We start from the raw sequence: 25,981 nt of genomic DNA on the forward strand, positions 1-25,981 counted from the left end.
CGCGTGCGGAAGCCTAGCCTGCCTTGGGCGCCGGCGGGTTCAGCCGGCACGGGCGGATCGCGCTCGGCTCCGGGCGCGGCCCCACCGCCTGGAAGGTCGCCAGATAGCCGCCCGCGGACGGCATCGGCCGCATCGACACCTGGCGATAGCCGACCGCCTCGAACTCGCAGCGCAGCAGCGCCGGCGGCGTGCCGTGGTTCTGCGTCGCACGGTTGGCATCCACCACCACGACCAGCCCGTCCGGGCGCAGCGAGGGCCGCAGGTGCCACAGGAACGCGTAAGGCTCGGCGATCTCATGGTACATGTGCACCATCAGCACCCGGTCGAAGCTCGCCTCGGGCAGCCGCGGGTCGTCAGCCTTGCCCAGCCGCACGCTGACGTTGTCGAGCCGCTCGCGTGCCACGCGCTGCGCCAGGGCGTCGCGCACCTCGGGCACGATGTCCTCGGCCAGCACCCGGCCGTCCGGGCCGACCCGCTGGGTCAGGCGGATCGTGTAATAGCCCTCGCCCGCGCCGATGTCCGCGACCGTCATCCCCTTGGCGATGCCGGCGCCGTCCATCACTTCCTCGGCCTCGTTCAGCCGGTCGCGTGCTTCCTCGGTCGACCAGCGCGCGGACACGATGGTCGCCACCGGCCGGTCGGCCGCCGGAAAGTCGGACGCCTTCGCCTCGGACTTGCGCTCGGGCAGCTTGGGCTCGGTCGCGTCGCAGGCGCCCAGCAGCAGGGCGCACGCCGCCACCGCCGCCGCCCCGGCCCGTGCCGCGCGTCGCCTATCCAGCCCAGGCAAGACCCGCCCCACGATCAGTCGACGTCCTCCACCTCGACCGTCTCGCCGGTCACGCGTTGCGACAGCGCCGCTGCCATGAACGGATCGAGCGCACCGTCGAGCACGTCGCCCGGCGCGGTCGAGGTCACGCCCGTGCGCAGGTCCTTCACCAGCTGGTACGGCTGGAGGACGTAGGAACGGATCTGGTGGCCCCAGCCGATGTCCGTCTTGGTGGCATTCTGCGCGTTCGCCACCGCCTCGCGCTCGGCAAGCTCCCGCTCGTACAGGCGCGCGCGCAGCTGGTTGTACGCCTCGGCCTTGTTCTTGTGCTGCGAACGCTGGTTCTGGCACTGCACCACGATGCCGGTCGGCAGGTGGGTGATGCGCACCGCCGAATCGGTCGTGTTGATGTGCTGACCGCCCGCGCCCGACGCGCGATAGGTGTCGATGCGCAGCTCGCTTTCGTTGATCTCGATGTCGATGTTGTCGTCGATCACCGGATAGACCCACACGCTCGAAAAGCTGGTGTGGCGCCGTGCCGCGCTGTCGTACGGGCTGATGCGCACCAGCCGGTGCACGCCGCTCTCGGTCTTGGCATAGCCATAGGCGTTCTCGCCCTTCACCAGCAGCGTCGCCGACTTGATGCCCGCCTGCTCGCCGGCATGATAGTCGATCAGCTCGACCTTCATGCCGCGCCGCTCGGCCCAGCGCGTGTACATGCGCTGCAGCATGCCCGCCCAGTCCTGGCTCTCGGTACCGCCGGCACCCGAGTTGATCTCGATATAGGTGTCGTTGGCGTCGGCCTCGCCCGACAGCAGCGCCTTTACCTTGTCCTGCTCGGCGCGTTCCGCCAGCTGGGCCAGGCTCTGCGTGCCCTCGTCCGCCATCTCGGCGTCGCCCTCGGCATCCGCCATCTCGATCAGCTCGACCGTGTCGGACAGCTCCGCCTCGATCGCACGGGTCGCGGTGATCGCCTCGTCCAGCCGCCGCCGCTCGCGCATCACTTCCTGCGCGGCCTTGGGGTCGTTCCACAGGCTCTGGTCCTCGACGCGCGCGTTCAGCTCGTCCAGGCGGCGCAGCGCGCGGTCCCAGTCGAGGAAGCGGCGCAACAGCGCCAGCGCGTCGTTGATCTTGTCGACATGGGCTTGCGCTTCGGCGCGCATCGAAATTCTCTCCACCTTCGAAGATCCCGGATGAACCCGGGAATCTCGGGCCGCAAGGGCGGCGCTTCAATGTATCGTCAGAAAAGGAACTGCCGGCTCGGGCAGGATGGTCGTCCCCGCCCCTAGTAAATGCCGCCCTCCCTTTGCAAGAAATCGCTGTCCTGCGGTGCCGCCTGCGCCCGCGGCGCTGCCTTCTGCACCGGTGCCGCCCCTTCACCCTCGCGCGAACGGCGCGCGCGGCGGCGCGGTTCGCTCTCCGGCTTGAACGCTTCCCAGATCACCGATGCCTTGGGATCGGTCGTCGGCCAGGCGCCATAGACCGGCTTGCCGCTCCCGCGGTCCACCCGCACCATGCGGATGCCGGCGGGCGCGGTGAACGGCAGCTTCTCCATGCCCTCGAACGCCTTGACCGCAAACGCCTTGAAGATCGGCGCCGCCAGCGTCCCGCCCTGCGCATAGCCGCCCAGGTTCCGGGGCGTGTCATAGCCGATGTAGAGCCCGCCGATCATCTGCGGCGTGCCGCCCACGAACCACACGTCGGTCGGCCCGTTGTTGGTGCCGGTCTTGCCCATCATCGGCCGGTCGAGGTCGCGCAGCGTGACGGCGGTGCCGCGCTGGACCACACCCTCGGTGATGTGGACCATCTGGTAGGCGGTCAGCGGGTCGAGCAGCTGGCGCGAACGGATCACCGGCCGCGGCATCGCCTTGCCGTCCCAATCGCGCGCATTGCAGCGGTCGCACGCGCGCCAGTCCTGCGGCCAGATCACCTTGCCATGGCGGTCCTGCACGAAGTCGATGACGCTCGGCTTCAGCGCGCGGCCATGGTTCACCAGGATCGAATAGGCGTTGACCATCCGCGCGACCGTCGTCTCGCCCGCGCCCAGCGCATAGGAGAGGTAGGACGGATAGCGCCCCTCGCTCACGCCCAGCCGCTGGATCAGGTCGGTGACGTTCGTCATGCCCGTCGCCGCCGCCGCGCGAACCGTCATCAGGTTACGCGACTGCTCGATGCCCCAGCGCATGGTGTGCGGGCCGGCATAGGAGCCGGAGAAGTTGCGGAAGCATTTGGTGCCCAGCCGCCCGCCCTGGTCGACGCAATAGGGCGCGTCGGCGATGATCGTCGCCGGGGTCATCCCCTTTTCCAGCGCGGCCGAATAGACGATCGGCTTGATCGTCGATCCCGGCTGGCGCTTTGCCTGGGTGGCGCGGTTGAACGCCTGCAGTCGCGAATCGAACCCGCCCTGCATCGCAAGGATACGCCCGGTGCGCGGCTCCTCGACCACCATGCCGCCCGAGACGCGCGGCACGGAGCGGAGCGCGAAGTGCCCGCCCTCGGGCGCCACCGCGATAATGTCACCGGCCTTGAGCGCGCCAAAGGCAGCGCCGCCCTTGCCCCGCACCGGCATCTGCGCGGCCGAGCGCGGCAGCGTGCCCGTGCTGCCGTCGGCAAAGCCGATCACCGCCGAACCGCTGTCGCGCGACACCACGATGCCGGCGCGCCAGTCGCTATAGTCCAGCCCGATATTGGTGTTCAGCAGCGCCTGCTGCCAGCGGTCGCCGTCGATCTCCACCTGGCGCACCGGCCCGGACCAGCCGCGGCCCGACTCGTAGCGGATCAGCCCGCGCCGCAGCGCGTCCTGGGCAAAGCCCTGCAGCCGCGGGTCGAGCGAGGTGCGCACCCACAGGCCGCCGGCATAGACACTGTGCGGCCCGTCCTTGTCGTTCTCGCCAAAGCGGCCGAGTAGCTGGCGGCGCACTTCCTCGATGAAATAGCCGCCGACGCGTTCGAACCGCGGCGTCTGGCGGGGCGTGGTGCCGAGCGGCTGGGCGACCGCACCGTCATGCTGTGCCTGGGTGATGAAGCCGTTGCGCAGCATCTCGCCCAGCACCCAGTTGCGCCGGGCAATGGCGCGGTCATAGCCGCGCTCGGGCGTGTAGTTGGACGGTCCCTTGGGCAGGATCGCCAGATACGCCATCTGCGCCAGCGACAGCTGCTCCAGGTCCTTGTCGAAATAGGCGTGGCTCGCCGCCTCGACGCCGAATGCGTTCCGGCCCAGCGCGATCTGGTTGAGGTAGAGCTCCAGGATCTGCTGCTTGGTCAGCACGTCCTCGATGCGATAGGCGAGAAACGCCTCCTTCGCCTTGCGGACGTAGCTCACCTCGTTGCTCAAGAGCAGGTTCTTGGCCACCTGCTGGGTGATGGTCGAGGCGCCGATCGGCCGCCCGTCGTTGCGCAGGTTGGTCAGCATCGCGCTGGCGATACCGGGATAGTCGACGCCGTGATGCTCGAAGAAGGTGCGGTCCTCAGCGGCCAGGAAAGCCTTCACCAGCAGCGGCGGATATTCGGGATAGGACAGCTCGACCCGGCGCTCGCGGGCATAGCTATGGATCGGCGTTCCCTCGATGCCGCGCACGTTGGTCGGCAGCGGCGGCTCGTAGCTGCGCAGCGCCTCCACCGACGGCAGCGTGCGGATCAGGAAGAACCAGATCACCACCATCGCCAGGCCCGCCAGCAGCGCTGCCCAGGCGAGCAGGCGGAACCACCAGCGGCGCCGGATGCGGCGGAAGCGGGCGCGCCGGCCCTCGGGCGCGGGTTCGGGGCGGGCGGTCGCGGGATCGAAAGCGGCACTCATCGGCCGCGCGATGTAGCAGGTTTGGACCGCCGTGCCAGCAGCTTGGCCGCGGGGCGACGGTCGACCCGTCCCGCCCGGGCGTCAGCGCGCGGCGAGCCGGCGCGCGAAATGCACCTCCACCGCACGGCGCACGCTCTCGGCAAGGGCGCGCCTGCCGGAGTCCGAATTGAGCCGCTTGGCGTCGTCTTCGTTGGAGATATAGCCCGTCTCGAACAGGATCGACGGCATGTCCGGCGCCTTCAGCACCATCAGCGATGCCATGCGGTGGTAGTTGGGCTTCAGCGGCACCAGCGGCTTGGCCTCGCGGCCCAACAGGCGGGCGAACCCGGCCGAGGCGTTCATGGTCTCGCGCTGGGTCAGGTCGATCAGGATCGACGAAATGTCGGCCGAGGCATCGGCCAGGTCGACGCCCGCCAGGATGTCCGCCTTGTTCTCGCGCGCCGCCAGGCGGGCCGCCTCGCGGTCCGAGGCGACTTCGGACAGCGTGTAGATCGACGCGCCCGATGCGCCCTGGTTCTCCGCACTGTCGCAATGCACCGAAATGAAGAGGTCCGCGCCCAGCCGGCGGGCGATGCCGAATCGCTCCTGCAAGATCAGGAACTCGTCGCGGTCGCGGGTCAGCGCCACGCGCACTCGGCCGGACGCGAGCAGCCGGTCGCGCATTTCGCGTGCGAGCTTCAGCGTCAGGTCCTTTTCGCGCAGGCCCCCGTCCCAGGACGCCAGCGCGCCGGGATCATGCCCGCCATGGCCCGCATCGATCACCACCAGCGGACGCCCCGCCACGCCCTCGATGCGCGGCAGGCGGCCGGCCTTGCGGGCAGCCGGCACGGTCATCCGCGCCCGCGCCGCATCGCCTCCCGGCGGCGGCGCTGCGGTTGCGGCCAGCGGCGACGCCAGCATCGCCAGCGCGGCGGCGCAGAGCCCAGCGGTGCGAAGGGTGGGTCCGAACCCGGCCCGGCGTGAAATCATAAGCCTACTCGTTGTCCGCGTGCAGTCTTGCCGGGGGCGCACCCCCTTGCCCGAGCGATGGTGAAAGCATCGGGTTAAAGTCTTCCTAAGCCTGTCTGCCGATGCAAGCCGCGTGCGGCCGTCAGGTGCCGTAGCGCGCTGTTGCCGCATCGCAACGGCAATGCTACGCAACGGATACGCCGTTTGTCGTCCACTCGACGGCCGGCGCTCCCACACCCGCCCGCCGCATCTGCGCCGACCAGCGGGGAAACCAGGTTGACGCTCGCATGAGGCATGTTCCGTCCCGTTCCAGCAGCACCGCGACAGGCGGACGCTGGTCGGTGACGTTTGGCCCGGACCACCGGTCCGGCCATGCCCGTGCGGCAGAGGCATTCATCGACCCATGCAGCGCCGCCGCGGATCCCGATCCGCCCGGCAGCGCCGCCCATGGCGCGCCGCGCCGGCCACAGGCCGCCCGCCGCGCCCGGAGACTTTTCAATGACCACGCGTATGCTGATCGACGCACGCCACCGGGAAGAAACCCGCGTGGCTGTCGTCAAAGGGAACCGGATCGAGGAGTTCGACTTCGAATCCGCTGAGCGCAAGCAGCTCAAGGGCAATATCTATCTCGCCAAGGTGACGCGCGTCGAGCCGTCGCTCCAGGCCGCGTTCGTCGAGTACGGCGGCAACCGCCACGGCTTCCTGGCCTTCTCCGAAATCCACCCGGACTATTACCAGATCCCCAAGGAGGATCGCGAGGCGCTGCTGCGCGAGGAGGCGGAGCACGCCGCCGAGGAAGCCGCCCTGCGCGCCCGGGAGGACGACGAGGACGAGGACGAGGAAGGCTACGACGACGAAGACGCGATCGCGCTGGACGCGGACGGCGACGTCGACGTGCTGGAGCACGACGAGGACGAGCACGACGACGACGCGGGCGAGGACGCCGGCGACGAGGAAGGCGCGCCTGCGCCGTCCAACCGCAAGCGCAAGCGTCGCGGCGGTGGCGACGATGCCGCGGTCGACGCGCTGCGCCAGCGCCGCATGAACCTGCGCCGCCGCTACAAGATCCAGGACGTGATCCGCCGCCGCCAGGTGCTGCTGGTCCAGGTCGTCAAGGAAGAACGCGGCAACAAGGGCGCGGCCCTCACCACCTATCTGTCGCTCGCCGGCCGCTACTGCGTGCTCATGCCCAACACCGCGCATGGCGGTGGCATCAGCCGCAAGATCAGCTCGTCGTCGGACCGCAAGCGCCTGAAGTCGATCATGTCGGAGCTGCAGCTGCCGCCCTCGATGGGCTGCATCGTCCGCACCGCCGGGCTCCAGCGCACCAAGACCGAGATCAAGCGCGACTTCGACTATCTCGCCCGCGTGTGGGACGGCATCCGCGAACAGACGCTGCACTCGACCGCGCCCGCGCTGGTCTATGGCGACAGCGATCTGCTGAAGCGCGCGATCCGCGACATCTACAACCGCGACATCGAGGAAGTGATCGTCGAGGGCGAGGACGGCTATCGTCAGGCCCGCGAGTTCATGAAGCTCCTGATGCCCAGCCACGCGCGCAAGGTGAAGCAGTACGCCGACGCCGTGCCGCTGTTCCAGCGCGCAGGCGTCGAGGACCAGCTGGCGGCCATGTACAACCCGGTCGTGCAGCTGAAGTCGGGCGGCTACCTGGTCATCAACCCGACCGAGGCGCTGGTCTCGATCGACATCAACTCCGGCCGGTCGACGCGCGAGCACAACATCGAGCAGACCGCGACCGCGACCAACCTGGAAGCGGCGCAGGAAATCGCCCGCCAGCTGCGCCTGCGCGACATGGCCGGACTCGTCGTCATCGACTTCATCGACATGGACCACGGGTCCAACGTCCGGAAGGTCGAGAAGGCGATGAAGGAAGCGCTCAAGAACGACCGCGCGCGCATCCAGGTCGGCCGCATCTCCGCCTTCGGCCTCATGGAAATGAGCCGCCAGCGCCTGCGCACCGGCGTGCTGGAAGCGTCCACGCGCACCTGCCCGCATTGTGAGGGTTCGGGCCTGGTCCGCACCGCGTCGTCCGCCGGCCTGTCGGCGCTGCGCATGATCGAGGACGAGGCCGCTCGCGGCCGCGGCTCCGAACTGCTGCTGCGCTGCAGCCAGGAAGCCGCCTTCTACGTGCTCAACAAGAAGCGCGCCGACATCGCCGAGATCGAGGATCGCTACGGCGTGAGCGTCGAGGTTGCGGCGGACGGCACGCTTGAGGGCGCGCGCATGACGGTCGAGGCCGCCGGCCCGCCCCCGGCCTATCCGCCCAAGATCGCGCCCCTGCTCGAGCTGCCCGAGGACGAGTTCCTCGACGAGATCGAGGACGAGGAGGAGCTGGACGAAGCCGAGGAGGCGACCGAGGCCCGCGAGGAACAGCCGCAGCGTCGCCGCGACGAGGACGAAGGCGAAGGCCGCAAGCGCCGCCGTCGCCGTCGCGGTCGCCGCGGTCGCAACCGCGAGGAAGGGGACAGCGGTGAGGCCGAGGACGCCGGCGTCGACACCGCGGACACCGACGAGGAAACCGAGGTCGTCGAGGTTGAGGCACTCGACGAAGCCGAGGCAAGCCCGGCGGGCGAAAGCGAAGCCGGTGGCGAAGGCCGTCGCCGTCGTCGCCGTGGCCGTCGTGGCGGTCGCCGCAGCGACGCACCGGCAGCGGCTGGCGAAACCGAGACCGCGCAGAACGAGGCTCCGGTCGAGACCGGCGCGCCTGCCGAGGAAGCGCCGGTAGAGGCCGCGGCGGAACCGGCTCCGGCCGAAGTTCCCGCCGAGCCAGTCGCCGAGGCTCCGGCACCGGTTGCGGAAGAGGCACCTGCCAAGCCCAAGCGCACGCGTCGCCGTCCGTCGGCACGCCCTGCCGAGGCGGCAGCGGTCGAGGCGGCTCCCGCCCCGGCACTCGAGGCTCCCGCTCCCGAGGCCGAGGCTCCCGCCGCCGAGGAAGCGCCCAAGCCCAAGCGCACCCGCCGCCGCAAGGCAGCGGAGCCTGCCGCCGAGGCTGAGGCCCCGGCACCGGTCGAGGCCGCGACCCCGGCTCCGGCCGAGGAAGCACCGGCAAAGCCCAAGCGCACCCGTCGCCGCAAGGCAGAGCCGGCCGCCGAGGCGGCACCGGAAGCGGCAGCGCCTGCAGCCGAGGCCGCGCCCGAACCTGCCGCGCAGCCGGAAGCGGCACCGGCGGACACCGACGCCGACACCGCCCAGGGCGATGCTTCGTCCGAGGCGACCGAGGGCGCCACGCCGCGTCGCGGCTGGTGGCAGCGCACCTTCGGCGCATAAGCCACGCAGCCCCTCCCGCCCGCCCGGGCGGGAGGGGCTCGCTTCACCATCGGTTCAGCCGCACATCGCCAGCAGCGCGTTGCCGGCATTGAACCTAGCGCCGGCATTGCCGATAAGGACTGCCATGAAGCGCATCCTCGCAGGCCTCGCCACCGCGCTCCTCCTCTGCGCGCAGCCGGCCGCCGCCCAGTCGATCCTGCGCGATGCGGAAACCGAGTCGCTGCTCGCCGACATGGCGCGGCCGATCGCCGTCGCCGCCGGGCTCGACCCGAAGAACTTCACCGTCGTCCTGCTCAACGATCCCAGCGTCAACGCCTTCGTGGCCGGCGGTCAGGCAGTCTATCTGCACTCCGGCCTCATCGACGAAGCCGACAACATCAACGAAGTGCAGGGCGTCGTCGCGCACGAGGTCGGCCACATCGTCGGCGGCCATGTCGCGCTCGCCGGCCGCGGGGCCGGCCCTGCCACCAGCATCTCGATCCTCAGCCTGCTGCTCGGCGTCGCCGCCGTGGCTGCGGGCGCGGGCTCGGCTGGAGCCGGCATCCTCGCCGCCGGCCAGCAGGCCGCGCTCGGCAATTATCTCGCCTTCAGCCGCACGCAGGAAACCTCTGCCGACGCCGCCGGCGCCCGCTATCTCGGCGCCGCCGGCGTCAATGGCGCGGGCATGCTGTCCTTCTTCAAGAAGCTCCAGAACATGGAGTACCGCCTCGCGATCCCGCAGGAGAACAGCTACAACCGCACCCACCCCTTGAGCGGCGAGCGCATCAGCGCGCTGACCGCAGATCTTCAGGCGCAGCCCGCCTGGGGCAAGCCGACCGATCCCGCGCTCCAGGAACGCTTCCTGCGCGTCCAGGCGAAGCTGCGCGGCTACGTCAATGATCCCAAGGAAACGCTGCGGCGCTACCCCGCCAGCGACAACAGCATCCCGGCCCATTACGCCCGCGCCTATGCCTATCACCTGACGGGCTATCCCGAACAGGCGCAGCAGGAGGCGGCGGCGCTGGTCAAGACCAAGCCCCACGACCCCTATTTCCTGGAGCTTCAGGGGCAGATCCTCCTGGAGTCCGGCCGTCCCGCAGACGCCCTCGCGCCGCTGCGCGAGGCGACCGAGCGCACCAATTCGCAGCCGCTGATCGCCGCCACCTTCGGCCACGCGCTGATCGCGACCGAGGACCCCGCCCATCTGGCGGAGGCCGAGAAGGTGCTGCGCCAGGCGGTCGGCCGGGATCGCGAAAACCCGTTCGCCTGGACCCAGCTTGCCACCATCTACGAGCGCAAGGGCGATCAGCCGCGCGTCGCACTCGCCATGGCGGAGCGGGCGAGCCTGATCGGGGAGCCGCAGATGGCGCTCGCCAGCGCCCGCGCGGCGGTTGCGGGCCTGCCCGAGGGAAGCTCCGAGCGGCTCCGCGCCCAGGACATCCAGATGATCGCGCAGAACGAACTCGACGAGCGCAAGCCCAACCGCCGGCGCCTTTCCGCGCAATAAGGACCCCGATGCCGCGTAATCCTATCCTCGCCTTCGGCGCGCTGCTGCTCGCCGCGCTGCTGGGCGCCGGCGCCTTCGCCCTGCTGCAGCCGCTCCTTCCCGGCAGCGACCGCGCCCGTACCGAGGCGATCGTCCGCGACTATGTGCTCTCGCACCCCGAAATCCTGCCGGAAGCGATGCAGAAGCTCCAGGAGCGCGAGGTCGGCAAGGCCGTCGCCGCCAACCGCAGCGGCATCGAGACGCCGTTCGCCGGCGCCTGGGCCGGCAACCCGCAGGGCGACGTCACGCTGGTCGCCTATATGGACTATGCCTGCGGCTATTGCCGCGCGAGCCTGCCTGCCATCGACAAGCTGCTCGCGGACGATCCCAAGGTCCGCATCGTCTACCGCGAGCTGCCGATCCTGAGCCCCGGCAGCCGCACCGCCGCCGAATGGGCGCTCGCCGCCGCCGAACAGGGCAAGTTCCGGCCCTTCCACGCCGCGCTCTATGCCGAGCAGGATCTCGGCGAGGATGCGATCGCGCGCGCCGCGGCCAAGGCCGGGCTCGACGTCGCACGCGCGAGTGCCGCCATCGCCTCGCCGGCGATCGCGCAGGAGATCGCGCGCAACCTGCAGCAGGCGGGGCAACTCGGCGTCACCGGCACGCCGACCTGGGTGGTCGGCGATCAGATGCTGAGCGGCGCGGTCGGCTATGAAGGGCTTTCCGCGGCAGTCGCAAAGGCACGCGCGGCCGCCTGATCCAACCGCCGCATCGCCCCTGCCGCCCGGGCGTTATGCTGCTAGGGTCGCTTCGCCGCGCCGCGGCCCCACGAGGAGCTGTTCCCATGCGTCTGTCCCCGCGCCTGATCCTTTCCCTGGCCCTCGTGCCCCTGCTCGCCGGCGGCTGCGTCGCCAAGACCGCCTGGGACGTCGCCACCGCGCCGGTGCGCGTCGGGTCGCAAGTGGTCGACTGGACCACCACCAGCCAGGACGAGGCCGATCGCAACGCCGGCCGCAAGCTGCGCAAGCAGCAGGCCGAGGAAGAACGCCAGCGCCGCAAGGAAGAGAAGCGCGCCCGCGAGGAGGAAAAGCGCGCCCGCAAGGACGCCGAGCGCATCCAGCGCGACCAGCCCTACTGATCGGCACCCTCCGCCAGGATGCTGGCGATCGCGCGGAGCACGTCGGGCCGCAGCTGAACGCCCAGGTGGCTGCTGCGGATCTCGATCGCGCGGCAGTCGTCGCTCCGGCAGGCGAGCCCGTTCACCAGCCCATCGCTCCGGCTCCAGATCGCGGTGGCGGGCACCGGCAGCGGGCTTCGCACCAGTTCCGCCAGCGCCAGCGTCTCCGCCGCATCGATGCGGTCGCCGGTGATCCGCTGATAGGCGCGCCACACCCGCGTCGCACGCGCCGGCCCCGCATAGGGGGAGGAGACGGTGATCACCTCCCGCACCCGCCCCGGCATGCGGTGCGCGGACAGCCGCGCCATGATCCCGCCCAGGCTGACGCCGATCAGCGTGACGGGCGCATCTGCCTTTTCGGCCAGTTCGTCCACGCGCGCGAACAGCCGCTCGCCCTCCGCACCGATGGTCCGGCGGCCCAGGTTGCGCCCCAGCCCCCAGCCGCTCGCCCGGTAGCCGAGCGCCGCGAGGTAGCGGACCATCACCAGGTTCGATCGATCGGAATTGAACAGCCCGGGCAACACCATCACGGGCCGACCGTCGCCGGCCGGACTGGTCACCAGCGCTCGCCATTCGATCGCCAGCTGCGCCACGCCCCAGGCGGCGCGCGGCCATTCGACCAATGTGTGGCGAAGCGGCGGCGGCCCCAGCGGCGGCCTCACCGTAGCCATGCCATCACCGTTGCGGAAAACGGCGTCCAGGCGCCCATGCGCACGCCCGCGTGGCGCAGCGCCTCGCCGGTCCAGCTGTTGCAGGTGCGGATCGTGCTGTAGCGGCCGTGCGCCGCGTAAAAGGCGTCCGACCGTCCATAGCCCGGCACGCTTCCGGCGCGCCCGTCCGGGCCCACTGCAAAGCTTCCGCGAATGAAGCCGGCCAGCCGGCGATACTCCTCGGGCCGCAGCAGCACGGAGCGCACGCTCGCTTCCTCCACGGGCTCTGCGAGATGGCCGACGTGCATTACCGTGTCGTCGCTGCCGACCGCCGCGCGCAGCACCGTCTTCGGGCTCAGCTCGCCCCAGGTTGGCGTACCGATATAGAAGCCGCGATCCCCCCAGCCGATCGACAGGTGGCTGTGCCCGGCAAAGCGCGGGTCGCGCAGGTCCTCCGGCCGCACCAGGTCGCGCCAGTCCACGCCCTCCGCCGCCACCGGCACGATGATGCTGGTGTGGATGCCATTGTCCTCGACCCAGACGCGCACGCCTGCCTCGGGCGGCACCCAGCCGCGGTTGAGCGCAAAGGCGCCGCCGACCAGCCCCGCCACGCCATAGCCGACCACCAGCGCGCCCAGCCATGCCAGCAGGAGCAGCAGGCCGCGCCCGGTGCGGCCGAGCAGGGGCGGGCTGGCGGTCAGATGTCCAGCGCCCAGCCGTCGCGCCCGGCCGGATCGATCGGCGCGGTCGGGACGTAACGCTCCGCGCCCGTGCGCAGCCGCAGGATCGTCCAGTCGCCGCGATCGTCGCGCGCCTCCAGCGTGCAGCCGCACGCCGTGTACGCGCCGATCACCTCGCTCGCCTGACGGCCGAGCAGTCCCGCCAGCACCACCGTCGCGTGCGGAGCGGCGATCGCCGCCACCTCCGGCGCCATCGACACCAGCGGCCCCGCCAGGATGTTGGCGATCAGCAGGTCATAGGGCGCGCGGTCGGTGATCGCATCGGCAAGCGCCCCGTCCGCGACCACCAGGTCGATGCCGGGCACCCCATTCACCTCGGCATTTTCGCGCGTGACGTCGACCGCGACCGGATCGATGTCGGTCGCCAGCACCCGCGCCTCGGGCCAGAGCTCGCGCGCGGCAAAGGCGAGCAGGCCCGTACCCGTGCCGATGTCGATCACGTCGGTGAAGCGCTCGCCTGCCAGTCCGTCCAGCATCGCCAGGCACCCGCTGGTGGTCTCGTGATGCCCGGTCCCGAACGCGCGTCCTGCCTCGATCCGGAACACGCGGGCGCCCTTGGGCGGCGGAGACGTGTCCGCCGCAGTGTGGACATAGAAGCGGCCGACGTGGAGCGGCTCCAGCCCGGCCTGGCTCATCGTCACCCAGTCCTCGTCGGCCAGCTGCTCGATTGCGGGCGCACGCCCCCGCGCGCTCGGCACCAGCGCCTGCACCGCGGCCACTGCCGCGTCGTTGGGCTCGACCTCGAAATAGGCGTCAAGGTGCCAGCGCTCGGCGTCGTCCTCGACGTCCTCGGTGGTCATCAGCACGGGCGCGGATTCGAGCCCCAGGTCCTCGGCGGCGTCGATCGCCTCGGCCTCGGCGCGGGTGCACGGCAGGGTCAGTTTCCAGCTAGGCATGGGAGTCCTTCTTGGCGGTCCGGCGGTGCCGGACCATGGCGGCACCAGCCCGCTCCTCCACCCGGCCACCCATAGGATACTGGCGTTGGGTGGCCGGGCGGGGGAGCGGGCCGGTACCGAACGAATTCAACGCACGTAGCTCGCGCCGTTGATGTCGAGCACCGCGCCCGTCATCGACGGCGGCGCCTCCAGCGCCAGGAAGCGCGCGGCGGTCGCCACCTCTTCCGGCATGGCGACTCGGCCCAGCGGAATGTCGGCCAGCAGCGTGTCGCCGCCGCGGCTCTCCAGATAGTCGTCGGCCATGCCGGTCATGGTGAAGCCCGGGCAGATCGCGAACGCCAGGATGCCTTGCGCCGCATAGCCGCGCGCGATGGTCTTGGTCATCGCCACCATCCCCGCCTTGGCGGCGGCATAATGCCAGTGCGCCGGGCTGTCGCCGCGATAGGCGGCACGGCTGGCGACGTTGACGATCCGCCCGCCCTCGCCCCGCGCTTGCCAGTGGCGCACCGCCAGCCGGCAGAGTTCGGCCGCCGCCGTCAGGTTGATGCGCATGGTCCGCTCCCAGCCGGCGACCCAGTCGTCGTGCGGCAGGTCGAGCGGCGTCGCCTCGAACACGCCGGCGTTGTTGACCAGCACGTCGATGCGCCCGTCGAGCGCGTCGAGCGCCTGCTCCCACAGGCGCGCGGGCGCCGCAGGATCGGAGAAGTCGGCCGGGATGCCGCTCGCGGTGCCGTGGCCGACCACGCGCAGGCCCGGCGCATCGAGCGCCCCCGCGATCGCAGCGCCGATGCCGCGCGAGCTGCCGGTAAGGAGGATGTGCGTCATGCCCCGGCGATAGAGGCTGGCCGGCCGCCACGCCAGAGCCGCGAATTCGCCGATCCACATCGGCGCTTTGGCGCCGGCGCAACTTGCCGTACAGAACTGGCGCACCACGATATTCGCCGTCAGGCCGGTTACGTCGGCCTACCCGGGCTCTTGCGTCTTGCATCACACCGCCCCCCGGGTAGATAGGCGCGGTTCGCGAAAGGAACTGACTTGGCTTCCAAACCATATGCGCGCCCGCTGTCGCCACACCTCGGCATCTGGCGCTGGGGCCCGCACATGCTGGTCTCGATTCTGCACCGCGCCACCGGCGTCGCCAATTCCGTGGGCCTGGGCCTACTGGTCTGGTGGCTGGCGGCGATCGCCGGCGGCGAAGACAGCTACGCCACCTTTGTCGACGTCTTCACGGTGTCGGGCGGCGGGCTGAACGTGATCGGCTATGTGGTCGGCATCGGCCTGACCCTGACCGTGTTCCAGCACATGGCGAGCGGCGTCCGCCACCTCGTGCTCGACATCGGCGCCGGCTATGAGCTGCGCAAGGGCAAGATGACGGCAATGGCCACCATGGTCTTCTCGCCGCTCGCGACGATCGCCTTCTGGGCCTGGCTGCTGGTGGGGAAGCACTGATGGGTAACGGTACGAGCATCGGCCGCGTCCGCGGCCTGGGATCCGCCAAGCAGGGCACCCATCACTGGTGGCACCAGCGGCTGACGGCAGGTTCGAACCTGCTGCTGCTCCTGTGGTTCCTCTTCTCGATCGCGATGCTGCCGTCCTACGACATCGCCAGCCTCACGAAATGGCTGAGCTCGGGCTGGGCGGCGCTGCCGATGGCGCTGCTGATCGCCACCCTCTTCTATCATGCGCGACTCGGCCTCCAGGTCGTGATCGAGGACTATCAGCATGACGAGACGCGAGTCGTTCTGCTCGTCGTGCTCAACCTGCTCACTGCGCTCGGGGCCGGCCTCGCCATCTTCTCGATCCTGCGCATCGCTTTCACGGGGACGCCCGCCTGATGTCTGAAGCCTACAAGATCATCGACCACACCTATGACGCGGTGGTGGTCGGCGCCGGCGGCTCCGGCCTGCGCGCCACCATGGGCATCGCCGAGTCGGGCCTGAAGACCGCCTGCATCACCAAGGTGTTCCCGACCCGCAGCCACACGGTCGCGGCGCAGGGCGGCATTGCCGCCAGCCTCGGCAACATGGGTCCGGACCACTGGACCTGGCACATGTACGACACGGTCAAGGGTTCCGACTGGCTCGGTGACCAGGACGCGATCGAGTATCTCTGCCGCGAGGCGCCTGCCGCAGTGTACGAGCTGGAGCACGCCGGCGTGCCGTTCAGCCGCACGCAGGAAGGCAAGATCTACCAGCGCCCGTTCGGCGGCATGATGCAGAACATGGGCGAAGGCCCGCCCGCGCAGCGCACCTGCGCCGCGGCCGACCGCACCGGCCATGCCATGCTCCACGCGCTCTACCAGCAGAGCCTGAAGTACGACGCCGACTTCTTCATCGAGTATTTCGCGCTCGACCTGATCATGGAGAATGGTCAGTGCCGCGGCGTGATCGCGCTGTGCATGGAAGACGGCTCCATCCACCGCTTCCGCAGCCATGCGACGGTGCTCGCGACCGGCGGCTACGGCCGCTGCTATTTCTCGGCGACCTCGGCTCACACCTGCACCGGCGACGGCGGCGGCATGGTGCTGCGCGCAGGCCTGCCGCTCCAGGACATGGAGTTCGTGCAGTTCCACCCGACCGGCATCTATGGTGCCGGCGTCCTCATCACCGAGGGTGCGCGCGGCGAAGGCGGCTATCTCACCAACTCTGAGGGTGAGCGCTTCATGGAGCGCTATGCCCCGTCGGCCAAGGACCTGGCGTCGCGCGACGTCGTCTCGCGCTCGATGGCGATGGAGATTCGCGAGGGTCGCGGCGTCGGCAAGGAAGGCGACCACATCTTCCTGCACCTCGACCACATCGATCCCAAGGTGCTGGCCGAGCGGCTTCCGGGCATCACCGAAACCGGCAAGATCTTTGCCGGCGTCGACCTGACCCGCCAGCCGCTGCCGGTCGTCCCGACCGTCCACTACAACATGGGCGGCATCCCGACGAACTTCCACGGTGAGGTCGTGCACAAGCGCGACGGCAACCCGGATGCGGTCGTCCCCGGCCTGTTCGCCGTCGGCGAAGCGGCCTGCGTGTCGGTGCACGGCGCCAACCGCCTCGGCTCCAACTCGCTGATCGACCTTGTCGTGTTCGGCCGCGCGACCGGCCTGCGCATCAAGGAGACGATCAAGCCCGGCACCGCGCACAACCCGCTGCCCAAGGGCTCGGAAGAAATGGCGCTCGGCCGCCTCGACCACTTCCGCAATGCCAAGGGCGGCACGCCCACCGCGCAGCTGCGCCTCGACATGCAGAAGACGATGCAGCGCCACTGCGCCGTGTTCCGCACCGACGAGCTGATGGCAGAAGGTGTCACCAAGATGGAAGGCATCTATGCGGGCATGCAGGACATCGGCATCACCGATCGCTCGCTGATCTGGAACACCGACCTGGTCGAGACCATGGAGCTCGACAACCTGGTGGGCCAGGCGCTGGTGACGATCCGCGGCGCGATCAACCGCAAGGAAAGCCGCGGCGCGCACATGCACGAGGACTTCCCGGAGCGCGACGACGCCAACTGGATGAAGCACACCATCGCGACCTTCGATGGCTGGGGCGGCAAGGGCGGCTCGACCAGCCTCGATACCCGTCCGGTGCACGATTACACGCTCACCGACGAGATCGACTACATCAAGCCCAAGAAGCGCGTGTACTGATCCCGTCGAAACGACGAACCCGACAAAAGGGGCGGACGGCAACGTCTGCCCCTTTTTCTTTGGGTGCGACTCGCGCGTCTTCGGAACCATCGGACAGCGCCTCGGTTGGCGCGCCATGACTGACGCCACCCAGTACCCGCTCCTCGCCGCCCCGCATGTCCATCTCGCCGGGCCGGTGGACCATTCCATGTACACCAACTTCCGGCAGCAGATGGCCAACGCCCCTGCCGAAGGCTCGCTGGTGATCTCGATCTCCACCCTGGGTGGCGATCCGGAGGTCGCGCGCGCGATGGGCGACGACGTACGCCTGCTGCGCGAATATTCCGGGCGCGAGATCCTCTTCCTCGGCAAAGTCGCCGTCTATTCGGCCGGCGCGACCTTCATGGCCGCCTTCCCGGTCGAGACGCGCTTCCTGACCAAGGGCACGCGCCTGATGCTCCACGAGCGACTCATGTCCAGCTCCGTCGAGCTTTCGGGGCCGCTCAAGACGCTCAGCTACACGCTCAAGGCCAAGCTCCACGAGATTGAGCATTCGATCCGCATCGAGGAAGAAGGCTTCCGCGACCTCGTCGCCGGCTCCGACGTGCCGTTCGAGGAGCTGGTCGAAAAGGCCCCCTCCAACTGGTACATCGAGGCGGAGGAGGCGAAGCGCCGCCGCCTGGTGCTCGACGTCATCTGACGCGGAGACTCTTCGTCACCCTGAACTTGTTTCAGGGTCCATCTCTCCACTGGCGACGCGGGTCCTGGCGGCACGATGGATGCTGAAACAAGTTCAGCATGACGGAAGAAGCGGGCCGCAAACGCCCTCCCCCCAGAAAAGCGCGCTTGCCGTTTGCGACAGCGGCAGGGGTCATGTATCGGAAGCCCAAATCGCCCCGGGGCCTGCGTCGCCCCACCGCATCCAGAGCTGACGGAATCCGCGCAATGGCCGAATTTTCCCTGCCCAAGAACAGCAAGATCACCGGCAAGTCCCGCGAGCACAAGGCCGCTGCGGACGCCGGCCGGGTCAAGAAGTTCAAGGTCTATCGCTACGACCCCGACACGGGCGAGAACCCGCGCTACGACAAGTTCGAGATCGACCTCGACGAGTGCGGCCCGATGGTGCTCGACGCGCTGATCAAGATGAAGAGCGAGCAGGATCCCTCGCTCACCTTCCGCCGTTCGTGCCGCGAGGGCATCTGCGGCTCGTGCGCGATGAACATCGACGGCCGCAACGGCCTCGCCTGCACGACCGCGATCGAGGACATCAAGGGTGAGGTGCGCATCACGCCGCTCCCCCACATGGACGTGATCAAGGACCTGGTCCCCGACTTCACCCACTTCTACGCGCAGTACAGCTCGATCAAGCCGTGGCTGCAGACCGTCACCCCGGCCCCCTCGGGCAAGGAGCGGCTGCAGTCGCCGGAAGACCGCGCGAAGCTCGACGGCCTCTACGAGTGCATTCTGTGCGCCTGCTGCTCGACCTCGTGCCCCAGCTACTGGTGGAACAGCGACAAGTTCCTGGGCCCGGCGATCCTGCTCCAGGCCTATCGCTGGCTCGCCGACAGCCGCGACGAGATGACGGGTGAGCGACTCGACGAGCTGGAAGATCCCTTCCGCCTCTATCGCTGCCACACGATCATGAACTGCGCGAACGTCTGCCCCAAGGGTCTGAACCCGGCCAAGGCGATCGCCGAAGTGAAGAAGCTGGAACTCGAGCGCACGCTCTGATCCTCCGGGGCTGCCTGCGGGCGGCCCCTTTCCTTTTTGTCGGTCGCAGTCGCGACACCTAGCGCCCGTCTACGGCGCCCGACGCACCGTTGCCGACTGCGCGAACCGGCGGTGCGGGAGTGTCCCGCTTGGCCAAGGTTCTCGCCCGCTACGACTCGCTGATCGCCGCCGGCGAACTGCGCGCCGATCCCGACCAGCGCGCCGCCGCCGTCCGCCTGGATCGCCTCGCCACCGAGCTCGAGGCACCGCCGTCGCGCGGGCTGCTCGCGCGCCTCACCGGCCGCCATGCGCCCAGCCCGCGCGGCGTCTACCTCTGGGGCGGGGTCGGCCGCGGCAAGTCGATGCTGATGGACCTGCTGTTCCACTGCGTCGCGATTCCCGAAAAGCGCCGCGTCCACTTTCACGAGTTCATGCTGGAGGTGCACGATCGCCTGAACGTCGAGCGCAAGCGCGAGGCGGGCAATCCCGTGCCGCCCGTCGCCGCTGCGATGGCGGAGGGCCTGCGCCTGCTCGCGTTCGACGAGATGGTGATCAACAACACCGCCGACGCGATGGTGCTCTCGCGCCTGTTCAGCGAGATGATGAGGCACGGCCTGACCGTGGTCGCGACCTCCAACCGCCCGCCCGACGATCTCTACAAGAACGGCCTCCAGCGGGAGAGCTTCCTGCCCTTCATCGCGCTGTTGAAGGAGCGGCTCGACGTGATGCCGCTCAACGGCCCGGTCGACTATCGCCGCGACCGCCTGGGGGTGATGGACACCTGGCTGGTGCCCAACGGGCCGGAGGCGACCGCCAAGCTGTCCGCTGCCTTCTTCCGCCTCACCGACTATCCGGTCGAGGATCGGGACCATGTGCCGAGCGAAGAGCTCGCCGTCCACGGCGGCCGCACGCTCCACGTGCCCAAGTCGCTGAAGGGCGTCGCCGTCTTCAGCTTCAAGCGGCTGTGCCGGGAGGCCCGCGGCGCGCCCGACTATCTCGCGATCGCGCGCCACTATCACACCGTCATCCTGGTCGGCATCCCGCGCCTGGGGCCGGAGAACCGCAACGAAGCCGCCCGCTTCGTCACCCTCATCGACGCGCTCTACGAGCACAAGGTGAAGCTGCTCGCCGCCGCCGACGCGCTTCCCGAGCACCTCTACGAGCAGGGCGACGGCGCCTTTGAGTTCGAACGCACCGTGTCGCGCCTCAACGAGATGCGATCGGAAGACTATCTCGCCGCCGGCCATGGCGAGGCGGCGGCGGACGGCGCCTGACCCGACCGGGGGGCGTTCAACCGCCTCCCCAGCCCGGCCAGCGGTGCCGCGGGCGGGGCAACCGTTTGCCGCCAAGCGCGTTGTTCATCCCGCTGCAAGCTTCGGTTTTCCGCGGCGCGTGATCCTTATTGCAATTGCTTCGCAGCTGCAAAGATAGTGGGTTTCCCGGGTTGTTCGGGCTCTCCAAAGGGAGTAATGCCCGCCCGATTGCGGTTCCCAATGAACCGCGGCATCCACACGGGAGGATTCATGGCCCGCAAGAAGATCGCGCTCATCGGCGCCGGTAACATTGGCGGCACGCTCGCCCACCTCGCAGCGCTCAAGAACCTTGGCGACATCGTCCTGTTCGACGTGGTCGAGGGCGTTCCCCAGGGCAAGGCGCTCGACCTCAGCCAGTGCGGCCCGGTCGAAGGCTTCGACGCCAAGATCACCGGCTCCAACGACTATGCCGACATCGCAGGCGCGGACGTGATCATCGTCACCGCCGGCGTCGCTCGCAAGCCGGGCATGAGCCGCGACGACCTGCTGGGCATCAACCTCAAGGTCATGAAGGCCGTTGGTGAGGGCATTGCTGCCAACGCCCCCGACGCATTCGTCATCTGCATCACCAACCCGCTCGACGCGATGGTGTGGGCGCTGCGCGAATTCTCTGGCCTGCCGCACAACAAGGTCGTCGGCATGGCCGGCGTGCTGGACTCCGCGCGCTTCAGCCACTTCCTCGCCGAGGAGTTCAACGTCTCGGTCAAGGACGTGAACAGCTTCGTGCTCGGCGGCCACGGCGACACCATGGTGCCCGTGCTCGAATATTCGACCGTGTCGGGCATCCCGGTCAGCGACCTGATCGAGATGGGCTTCTCGACCAAGGAGCGCATCGACGCGATCGTCCAGCGCACCCGTTCGGGCGGCGGCGAGATCGTTGGCCTCCTGAAGACCGGCTCCGCCTTCTACGCGCCCGCGACTTCCGCGATCGCGATGGCCGAGAGCTATCTCTACGACAAGAAGCGCGTCCTGCCGGCGGCAGCGAACCTGACCGGCCAGTATGGCGTGGACAACCTCTACGTCGGCGTGCCGATCGTCATCGGCAAGGACGGCGTCGAGAAGATCGTCGAGATCAAGCTCTCCGAGGAGGCTCAGGCCAACCTCACCGTGTCGGTCGACGCGGTCAAGGAACTGCTGGTCGCGTGCAAGGGCATCGACGGCTCCCTTGCCTGATCTCGGCAGCCTCGCTGCACTGACCCTGGCGCTGGCGCCGCAGCTTCCCGCTGCGGCGCCGGGCACGGCAGATACGTTCCCCGCCGGGGTCCGTGCCTGCCTCCAGGCGACGATCCCTTCCGGGATCGACGAAGTGCAGCTGAAGGCAGCCGGGTGGAATGCCTATGACATCGACGGCGACGGACCGCCGCTTCGGATCTACGCCCGCGGACGCGGGCCGATCCTGATGACCGGCACCGGCGCCGCTGCGAAGGAATCGGGCTGTCACGTCCTCGCTTCGCGCGGATCGACCGACAGCCTCGCGGCGACCGTCGACGGGATCACCAAGGAACTTGGGGTACGGCCGACCGAAAGCGGTCCGGAGGCGACCCTGTGGATCGTCGGCGACAAGGGCGTCATGCTCGCCGGCGAAGAAGATACCAAGAGGACGGGCGTGCGCGCCACGATCGTCCCTATTGCCGAGGGAATGAAATGAGCATCCTTGTCGACAAGAACACCAAGGTCATCACCCAGGGGATGACCGGCGAGACCGGCAGCTTCCATACCAAGGCGGCGCTGGAATACGGCACCCAGATGGTCGGCGGCGTGACGCCGGGCAAGGGCGGCACCGAGCACCTCGGCCTCCCGGTCTACAACACCGTCGCCGAAGCCAAGTGGAAGACCGGCGCCGACGCCTCGGTCATCTACGTGCCGCCGCCCTTCGCGGCCGACTCGATCCTGGAAGCGATCGACGCGGAGATCCCGCTGATCGTCGCCATCACCGAGGGTATTCCCGTGCTCGACATGGTGCGCGTGAAGCGCGCGCTGTCGGGTTCCAAGTCGCGCCTGATCGGCCCGAACTGCCCGGGCGTGCTGACGCCGGGCGAGTGCAAGATCGGCATCATGCCGGGCTCGATCTTTAAGAAGGGCTCGGTCGGCGTCGTGTCGCGCTCGGGCACCCTCACCTATGAGGCGGTGTTCCAGACCTCCAACGCGGGCCTCGGCCAGACGACCGCGGTTGGCATCGGCGGCGATCCGGTCAACGGCACCAACTTCATCGACGTGCTCGAGCTGTTCCTGGCCGACGATGCGACCGAGTCGATCATCATGATCGGCGAGATCGGCGGCTCGGCCGAGGAAGAAGCAGCCCAGTTCCTCAAGGACGAGGCGAAGCGCGGCCGCAAGAAGCCGATGGCAGGCTTCATCGCCGGCCGCACGGCGCCTCCGGGCCGCCGCATGGGCCACGCCGGTGCGATCGTCTCGGGCGGCCAGGGCGGCGCCGAGGACAAGATCGCGGCGATGGAAGAAGCCGGCATCAAGGTCGCCGCTTCGCCCAGCGAGCTCGGCTCGACGCTGCTGGAAGTGCTGAAGGGTTAAAGACACCGCCGCGCGTTCCCATCTTGCGTGTTCGCCAAGGACACGCCGGAGCGCGCGGCACGTCCCTCGACGGTTTCTCGGGACGAACGGACGGACAGGACGCACCATGGGCTACGAAGGCCAGGATTTCTCCGATATCGCAGCCGGCGTCAGCCCGGCGTTCGTGGAGACGCTCTACACCCGCTACAAGGCGGATCCCGCCAGCGTCGACGCTGGCTGGCGCCAGTGGTTCGACGGGCTCGAGGGTGCGGTCTCCGGCCCCAGCTGGCAGAGCAAGCGCTGGCCGCTGACCGAAACCGACGCGCTCACCGCGGCGCTCGACCCGACCCAGATGGAGCCCGCGCCCAAGCCCGCAAAGGGCGGCGGCAAGCCCGCGCCGGCACCGGCCGCGGCCCCCGCGCAGGCCTCCACCGCCGACATCGCCAAGGCAGCCGGCGACGCGATCCGCGCGCAGATGCTGATCCGCACCTATCGCGTGCGCGGTCACCTGGCCGCCAATCTCGATCCGCTCGGCCTCTCGCCCCATCGCGAGCTGCCGGCCGATCTCACCACCGAATATTACGGCTTCAGCGATGCCGAGATCGACCGTCCGGTCTATCTGGGCGGGACGCTGGGCCTCGAGACCGCGACCATCCGCGAGCTGGTGACGATCCTGCGCGCCAACTATTGCGGCAACGTCGGCCTCGAATACATGCACATCGCCGACGTGGAGGAGCGCCGCTTCCTCCAGGACCGCATGGAGGGCAAGGACAAGGCCATCCAGTTCACGGTCGACGGCAAGAAGGCGATCCTCTCCAAGGTCATCGAGGCCGAGCAGTGGGAGAAGTTCCTGGGCCGCAAGTACGTCGGCACCAAGCGCTTCGGCCTGGACGGCGGCGAATCGATGATCCCGGCGCTCGAGTCGGTGATCAAGTACGGCGGCCAGATGGGCGTTCGCGAGATCGTCTACGGCATGGCCCACCGCGGCCGCCTGAACGTGCTCGCCAACGTCATGGCAAAGCCGTTCCGCGTGATCTTCCACGAATTCTCGGGCGGCTCGGCCAACCCGGAGGACGTCGGCGGCTCGGGCGACGTGAAGTATCACCTCGGCACCTCCACCGACCGCAGCTTCGACGACATCACCGTCCACATGTCGCTGGTCGCCAACCCCTCGCACCTCGAGGCGGTGAACCCGGTCGTGCTCGGCAAGTCGCGCGCGATCCAGACCGTGCGTAACGACCTGGCCGATCATGAGCAGGTGCTGCCGGTGCTGATCCACGGCGACGCGGCTTTTGCCGGCCAGGGCATCGTCTGGGAGTGCCTCGGCTTCTCCGGCATCCGCGGCTACAACACCGGCGGCTGCGTCCACTTCGTCATCAACAACCAGGTCGGCTTCACGACGAGCCCGCAGTTCGCGCGCTCCTCGCCCTACCCGTCGGACGTCGCCAAGGGCGTCCAGGCGCCGATCCTGCACGTCAACGGCGACGATCCCGAAGCCGTGACCTTCGCCTGCAAGGTCGCGATCGAGTTCCGCCAGACGTTCAAGCGCGACGTCGTGATCGACATGTGGTGCTACCGCCGCTTCGGCCACAACGAGGGCGACGAGCCCTCGTTCACCCAGCCGCTGATGTACGCCAAGATCAAGACCCACCCGCCGGTCTCGGAAATCTATTCCAAGCGCCTGATCACGGAAGGCGTGGTCGACCAGGCGTTCGTGGACGGCAAGACGCACGAGTTCACGACGCTGCTGGAAGGCGAGTTCGAAAGCGCCAAGAGCTACAAGGCCAACCGCGCGGACTGGTTCGCCGGCCGCTGGTCGGGCCTGCACATGCCGGCCGATCCGGAAACCGCGCGCCGCACCGCCGACACCGGCATCGAGGCCAAGCTGTTCGACTCGCTCGGCCGCACGCTGACCGAGATCCCGGCGGACATCGAGATCCACAAGACGCTCGGCCGCGTGCTCGAGGCCAAGCGGCAGATGTTCAAGACCGGCCAGGGCTTCGACTGGGCGACGGCGGAAGCGCTGGCGTTCGGCTCGCTGCTGTCGGAAGGCTTCGGCGTCCGCCTGTCCGGCCAGGACTCGGGCCGCGGCACCTTCTCGCAGCGCCACGCCGTGTGGGTCGACCAGAAGGACGAGCACAAGTACGTGCCGCTCCAGCAGGTCGAGCACGGCCGGTTCGAGGTGCTCGATTCGCCGCTCAGCGAATATGGCGTGCTCGGCTTCGAATACGGCTATGCGCTGACCGATCCCAAGACGCTGGTGCTGTGGGAGGCGCAGTTCGGCGACTTCGTGAACGGCGCGCAGATCATGATCGACCAGTTCATCGCGTCGGGCGAGGCCAAGTGGCTGCGTGCCAACGGCCTCGTGATGCTGCTGCCGCACGGCTATGAAGGCCAGGGTCCGGAGCACAGCTCCGCGCGCCCCGAGCGCTTCCTGCAGCTGTGCGCGCAGGACAACATGCAGGTCGCCAACGTCACCTCGCCGGCGAACTATTTCCACCTGCTGCGTCGCCAGATGCATCGCAACTTCCGCAAGCCGCTCATCCTCATGACGCCGAAGTCGCTGCTGCGCCACAAGATGGCCGTGTCGACGACCGAGGAGTTCCTGGGTGACAGCCAGTTCCACCGCCTGCTCTCCGATCCCTCGGCCCCGGCCGACACGGAGGTCACGCGCCTGGTGCTGTGCTCGGGCAAGGTCGCTTACGACCTGATCGAGGCACGCGATGCGGCCGGCGACAAGAACACCGCGATCGTGCGCGTCGAGCAGCTCTATCCCTTCCCGGGCGAGCCGCTGGTCGAGCGCCTGAAGCGCATGCCGAACCTCCAGGACGTGGTCTGGGCTCAGGAAGAGCCGAAGAACAACGGCTACTGGTTCTTCGTCGAGCCGCTGATCGAGGAAGCGCTGGAAAAGGCGGGCACCCGCGTGTCGCGCGCTCGCTACGCGGGCCGTGCCGCTGCCGCCTCGCCTGCGACCGGCCTCATGAAGCGCCACACCGCGGAACAGGGTGCGTTGGTAGCCGATGCGCTCGGCCACAACGTGCGCGAGGAAATCCGCCGCACGCGCAAGTCCGACGACGCGCCCGTCGGCAAGCCTACCGCCTGATCCGA

Annotated in this window: 22 protein-coding genes; 14 read left to right on the top strand and 8 right to left on the bottom strand. The window is 69.1% G+C overall.

Features of this window, described 5'->3' with window-relative positions:
• Nucleotides 1-13 precede the first annotated feature (13 nt).
• The 4 genes from ABDZ92_RS03535 to ABDZ92_RS03550 all read right to left on the bottom strand — a co-directional run bounded on the left by ABDZ92_RS03535 (nucleotide 14) and on the right by ABDZ92_RS03550 (nucleotide 5,573).
• Nucleotides 14-739 carry a class I SAM-dependent methyltransferase gene (locus ABDZ92_RS03535; protein ID WP_241211946.1) on the bottom strand — a complete coding sequence of 242 codons (726 nt, stop codon included), beginning with the start codon at nucleotides 737-739 and terminating at the stop codon, nucleotides 14-16.
• Nucleotides 740-801: 62 nt separating this feature from the next.
• Entirely contained in the window at nucleotides 802-1,929 is a 1,128-nt protein-coding gene (prfB, locus tag ABDZ92_RS03540; protein ID WP_125961761.1) for a peptide chain release factor 2, read from the bottom strand.
• A 122-nt stretch (nucleotides 1,930-2,051) separates the two neighbouring features.
• On the bottom strand, nucleotides 2,052-4,562 hold the full coding sequence (locus ABDZ92_RS03545; protein ID WP_125961762.1) for a penicillin-binding protein 1A: 2,511 nt from the start codon (nucleotides 4,560-4,562) through the stop codon (nucleotides 2,052-2,054).
• 81 nt (nucleotides 4,563-4,643) lie between these two features.
• Nucleotides 4,644-5,573, bottom strand: a complete 930-nt coding sequence (locus tag ABDZ92_RS03550) for an N-acetylmuramoyl-L-alanine amidase family protein (RefSeq protein ID WP_425542270.1) — start codon at nucleotides 5,571-5,573, stop codon at nucleotides 4,644-4,646.
• A gap of 435 nt (nucleotides 5,574-6,008) precedes the next feature.
• On the opposite strand from ABDZ92_RS03550, the gene ABDZ92_RS03555 reads away from it, so the two are divergent.
• The 4 genes from ABDZ92_RS03555 (at nucleotide 6,009) to ABDZ92_RS03570 (ending at nucleotide 11,401) form a co-directional block, all read left to right on the top strand.
• Nucleotides 6,009-8,798: an Rne/Rng family ribonuclease gene (locus ABDZ92_RS03555; RefSeq protein WP_241211947.1), complete on the top strand. Its 2,790-nt coding sequence runs from the start codon at nucleotides 6,009-6,011 to the stop codon at nucleotides 8,796-8,798.
• A 124-nt stretch (nucleotides 8,799-8,922) separates the two neighbouring features.
• Nucleotides 8,923-10,284: a M48 family metalloprotease gene (locus tag ABDZ92_RS03560; protein WP_125961765.1), complete on the top strand. Its 1,362-nt coding sequence runs from the start codon at nucleotides 8,923-8,925 to the stop codon at nucleotides 10,282-10,284.
• An 8-nt stretch (nucleotides 10,285-10,292) separates the two neighbouring features.
• Complete coding sequence (locus ABDZ92_RS03565; protein WP_125961767.1) at nucleotides 10,293-11,021, top strand: DsbA family protein; 729 nt, start codon at nucleotides 10,293-10,295, stop codon at nucleotides 11,019-11,021.
• A gap of 86 nt (nucleotides 11,022-11,107) precedes the next feature.
• Nucleotides 11,108-11,401 (top strand): hypothetical protein, encoded by a 294-nt coding sequence (locus tag ABDZ92_RS03570; protein WP_125961769.1) that lies wholly within the window; start codon nucleotides 11,108-11,110, stop codon nucleotides 11,399-11,401.
• Here the strand turns inward: ABDZ92_RS03570 and ABDZ92_RS03575 are convergent.
• The 4 genes from ABDZ92_RS03575 to ABDZ92_RS03590 all read right to left on the bottom strand — a co-directional run bounded on the left by ABDZ92_RS03575 (nucleotide 11,395) and on the right by ABDZ92_RS03590 (nucleotide 14,551).
• Entirely contained in the window at nucleotides 11,395-12,111 is a 717-nt protein-coding gene (locus ABDZ92_RS03575; RefSeq protein WP_206432238.1) for an esterase/lipase family protein, read from the bottom strand. The two genes, ABDZ92_RS03570 and ABDZ92_RS03575, sit on opposite strands and share 7 nt — an antisense overlap.
• Nucleotides 12,099-12,716, bottom strand: coding sequence for a TIGR02117 family protein (locus tag ABDZ92_RS03580; protein WP_241211949.1), 618 nt, complete (start codon nucleotides 12,714-12,716; stop codon nucleotides 12,099-12,101). The genes ABDZ92_RS03575 and ABDZ92_RS03580 overlap by 13 nt, the downstream gene beginning before the upstream one ends.
• Before the next feature lie 71 nt (nucleotides 12,717-12,787).
• On the bottom strand, nucleotides 12,788-13,726 hold the full coding sequence (locus ABDZ92_RS03585; protein WP_125961770.1) for a 50S ribosomal protein L11 methyltransferase: 939 nt from the start codon (nucleotides 13,724-13,726) through the stop codon (nucleotides 12,788-12,790).
• Between the two features lie 126 nt (nucleotides 13,727-13,852).
• Nucleotides 13,853-14,551 carry an SDR family NAD(P)-dependent oxidoreductase gene (locus tag ABDZ92_RS03590; protein WP_125961856.1) on the bottom strand — a complete coding sequence of 233 codons (699 nt, stop codon included), beginning with the start codon at nucleotides 14,549-14,551 and terminating at the stop codon, nucleotides 13,853-13,855.
• A gap of 210 nt (nucleotides 14,552-14,761) precedes the next feature.
• Between ABDZ92_RS03590 and sdhC the strand changes: the two genes are divergently transcribed.
• The 10 genes from sdhC to ABDZ92_RS03640 all read left to right on the top strand — a co-directional run bounded on the left by sdhC (nucleotide 14,762) and on the right by ABDZ92_RS03640 (nucleotide 25,976).
• A complete protein-coding gene (gene sdhC / locus ABDZ92_RS03595; protein ID WP_125961772.1) occupies nucleotides 14,762-15,175 on the top strand; it encodes a succinate dehydrogenase, cytochrome b556 subunit in 414 nt (137 codons plus the stop codon).
• A complete protein-coding gene (sdhD, locus tag ABDZ92_RS03600) occupies nucleotides 15,175-15,561 on the top strand; it encodes a succinate dehydrogenase, hydrophobic membrane anchor protein (protein WP_125961774.1) in 387 nt (128 codons plus the stop codon). Before sdhC ends, sdhD begins: the two co-directional genes overlap by 1 nt.
• On the top strand, nucleotides 15,561-17,363 hold the full coding sequence (gene sdhA / locus ABDZ92_RS03605) for a succinate dehydrogenase flavoprotein subunit (protein WP_125961776.1): 1,803 nt from the start codon (nucleotides 15,561-15,563) through the stop codon (nucleotides 17,361-17,363). The genes sdhD and sdhA overlap by 1 nt, the downstream gene beginning before the upstream one ends.
• A gap of 115 nt (nucleotides 17,364-17,478) precedes the next feature.
• Nucleotides 17,479-18,042 carry an ATP-dependent Clp protease proteolytic subunit gene (locus tag ABDZ92_RS03610; protein WP_125961778.1) on the top strand — a complete coding sequence of 188 codons (564 nt, stop codon included), beginning with the start codon at nucleotides 17,479-17,481 and terminating at the stop codon, nucleotides 18,040-18,042.
• 245 nt (nucleotides 18,043-18,287) lie between these two features.
• The gene (locus ABDZ92_RS03615; protein WP_125961780.1) at nucleotides 18,288-19,073 is read left to right on the top strand and encodes a succinate dehydrogenase iron-sulfur subunit; all 786 of its coding nucleotides are present in this window, start codon (nucleotides 18,288-18,290) and stop codon (nucleotides 19,071-19,073) included.
• Nucleotides 19,074-19,201: 128 nt separating this feature from the next.
• Nucleotides 19,202-20,326 carry a cell division protein ZapE gene (gene zapE, locus ABDZ92_RS03620; RefSeq protein ID WP_125961781.1) on the top strand — a complete coding sequence of 375 codons (1,125 nt, stop codon included), beginning with the start codon at nucleotides 19,202-19,204 and terminating at the stop codon, nucleotides 20,324-20,326.
• Nucleotides 20,327-20,575: 249 nt separating this feature from the next.
• A complete protein-coding gene (gene mdh / locus ABDZ92_RS03625) occupies nucleotides 20,576-21,538 on the top strand; it encodes a malate dehydrogenase (protein WP_125961782.1) in 963 nt (320 codons plus the stop codon).
• Nucleotides 21,531-22,013: a hypothetical protein gene (locus ABDZ92_RS03630; RefSeq protein WP_125961783.1), complete on the top strand. Its 483-nt coding sequence runs from the start codon at nucleotides 21,531-21,533 to the stop codon at nucleotides 22,011-22,013. The genes mdh and ABDZ92_RS03630 overlap by 8 nt, the downstream gene beginning before the upstream one ends.
• Nucleotides 22,010-22,894 (top strand): succinate--CoA ligase subunit alpha, encoded by an 885-nt coding sequence (gene sucD, locus ABDZ92_RS03635; RefSeq protein ID WP_125961785.1) that lies wholly within the window; start codon nucleotides 22,010-22,012, stop codon nucleotides 22,892-22,894. Before ABDZ92_RS03630 ends, sucD begins: the two co-directional genes overlap by 4 nt.
• A gap of 106 nt (nucleotides 22,895-23,000) precedes the next feature.
• Nucleotides 23,001-25,976: a 2-oxoglutarate dehydrogenase E1 component gene (locus ABDZ92_RS03640; RefSeq protein WP_125961787.1), complete on the top strand. Its 2,976-nt coding sequence runs from the start codon at nucleotides 23,001-23,003 to the stop codon at nucleotides 25,974-25,976.
• Nucleotides 25,977-25,981: the final 5 nt, after the last annotated feature.

Origin of the sequence: Sphingomonas molluscorum, assembly GCF_039522995.1 — a bacterium.
In the GTDB taxonomy this organism is placed as follows: Bacteria; Pseudomonadota; Alphaproteobacteria; order Sphingomonadales; family Sphingomonadaceae; genus Sphingomonas; species Sphingomonas molluscorum.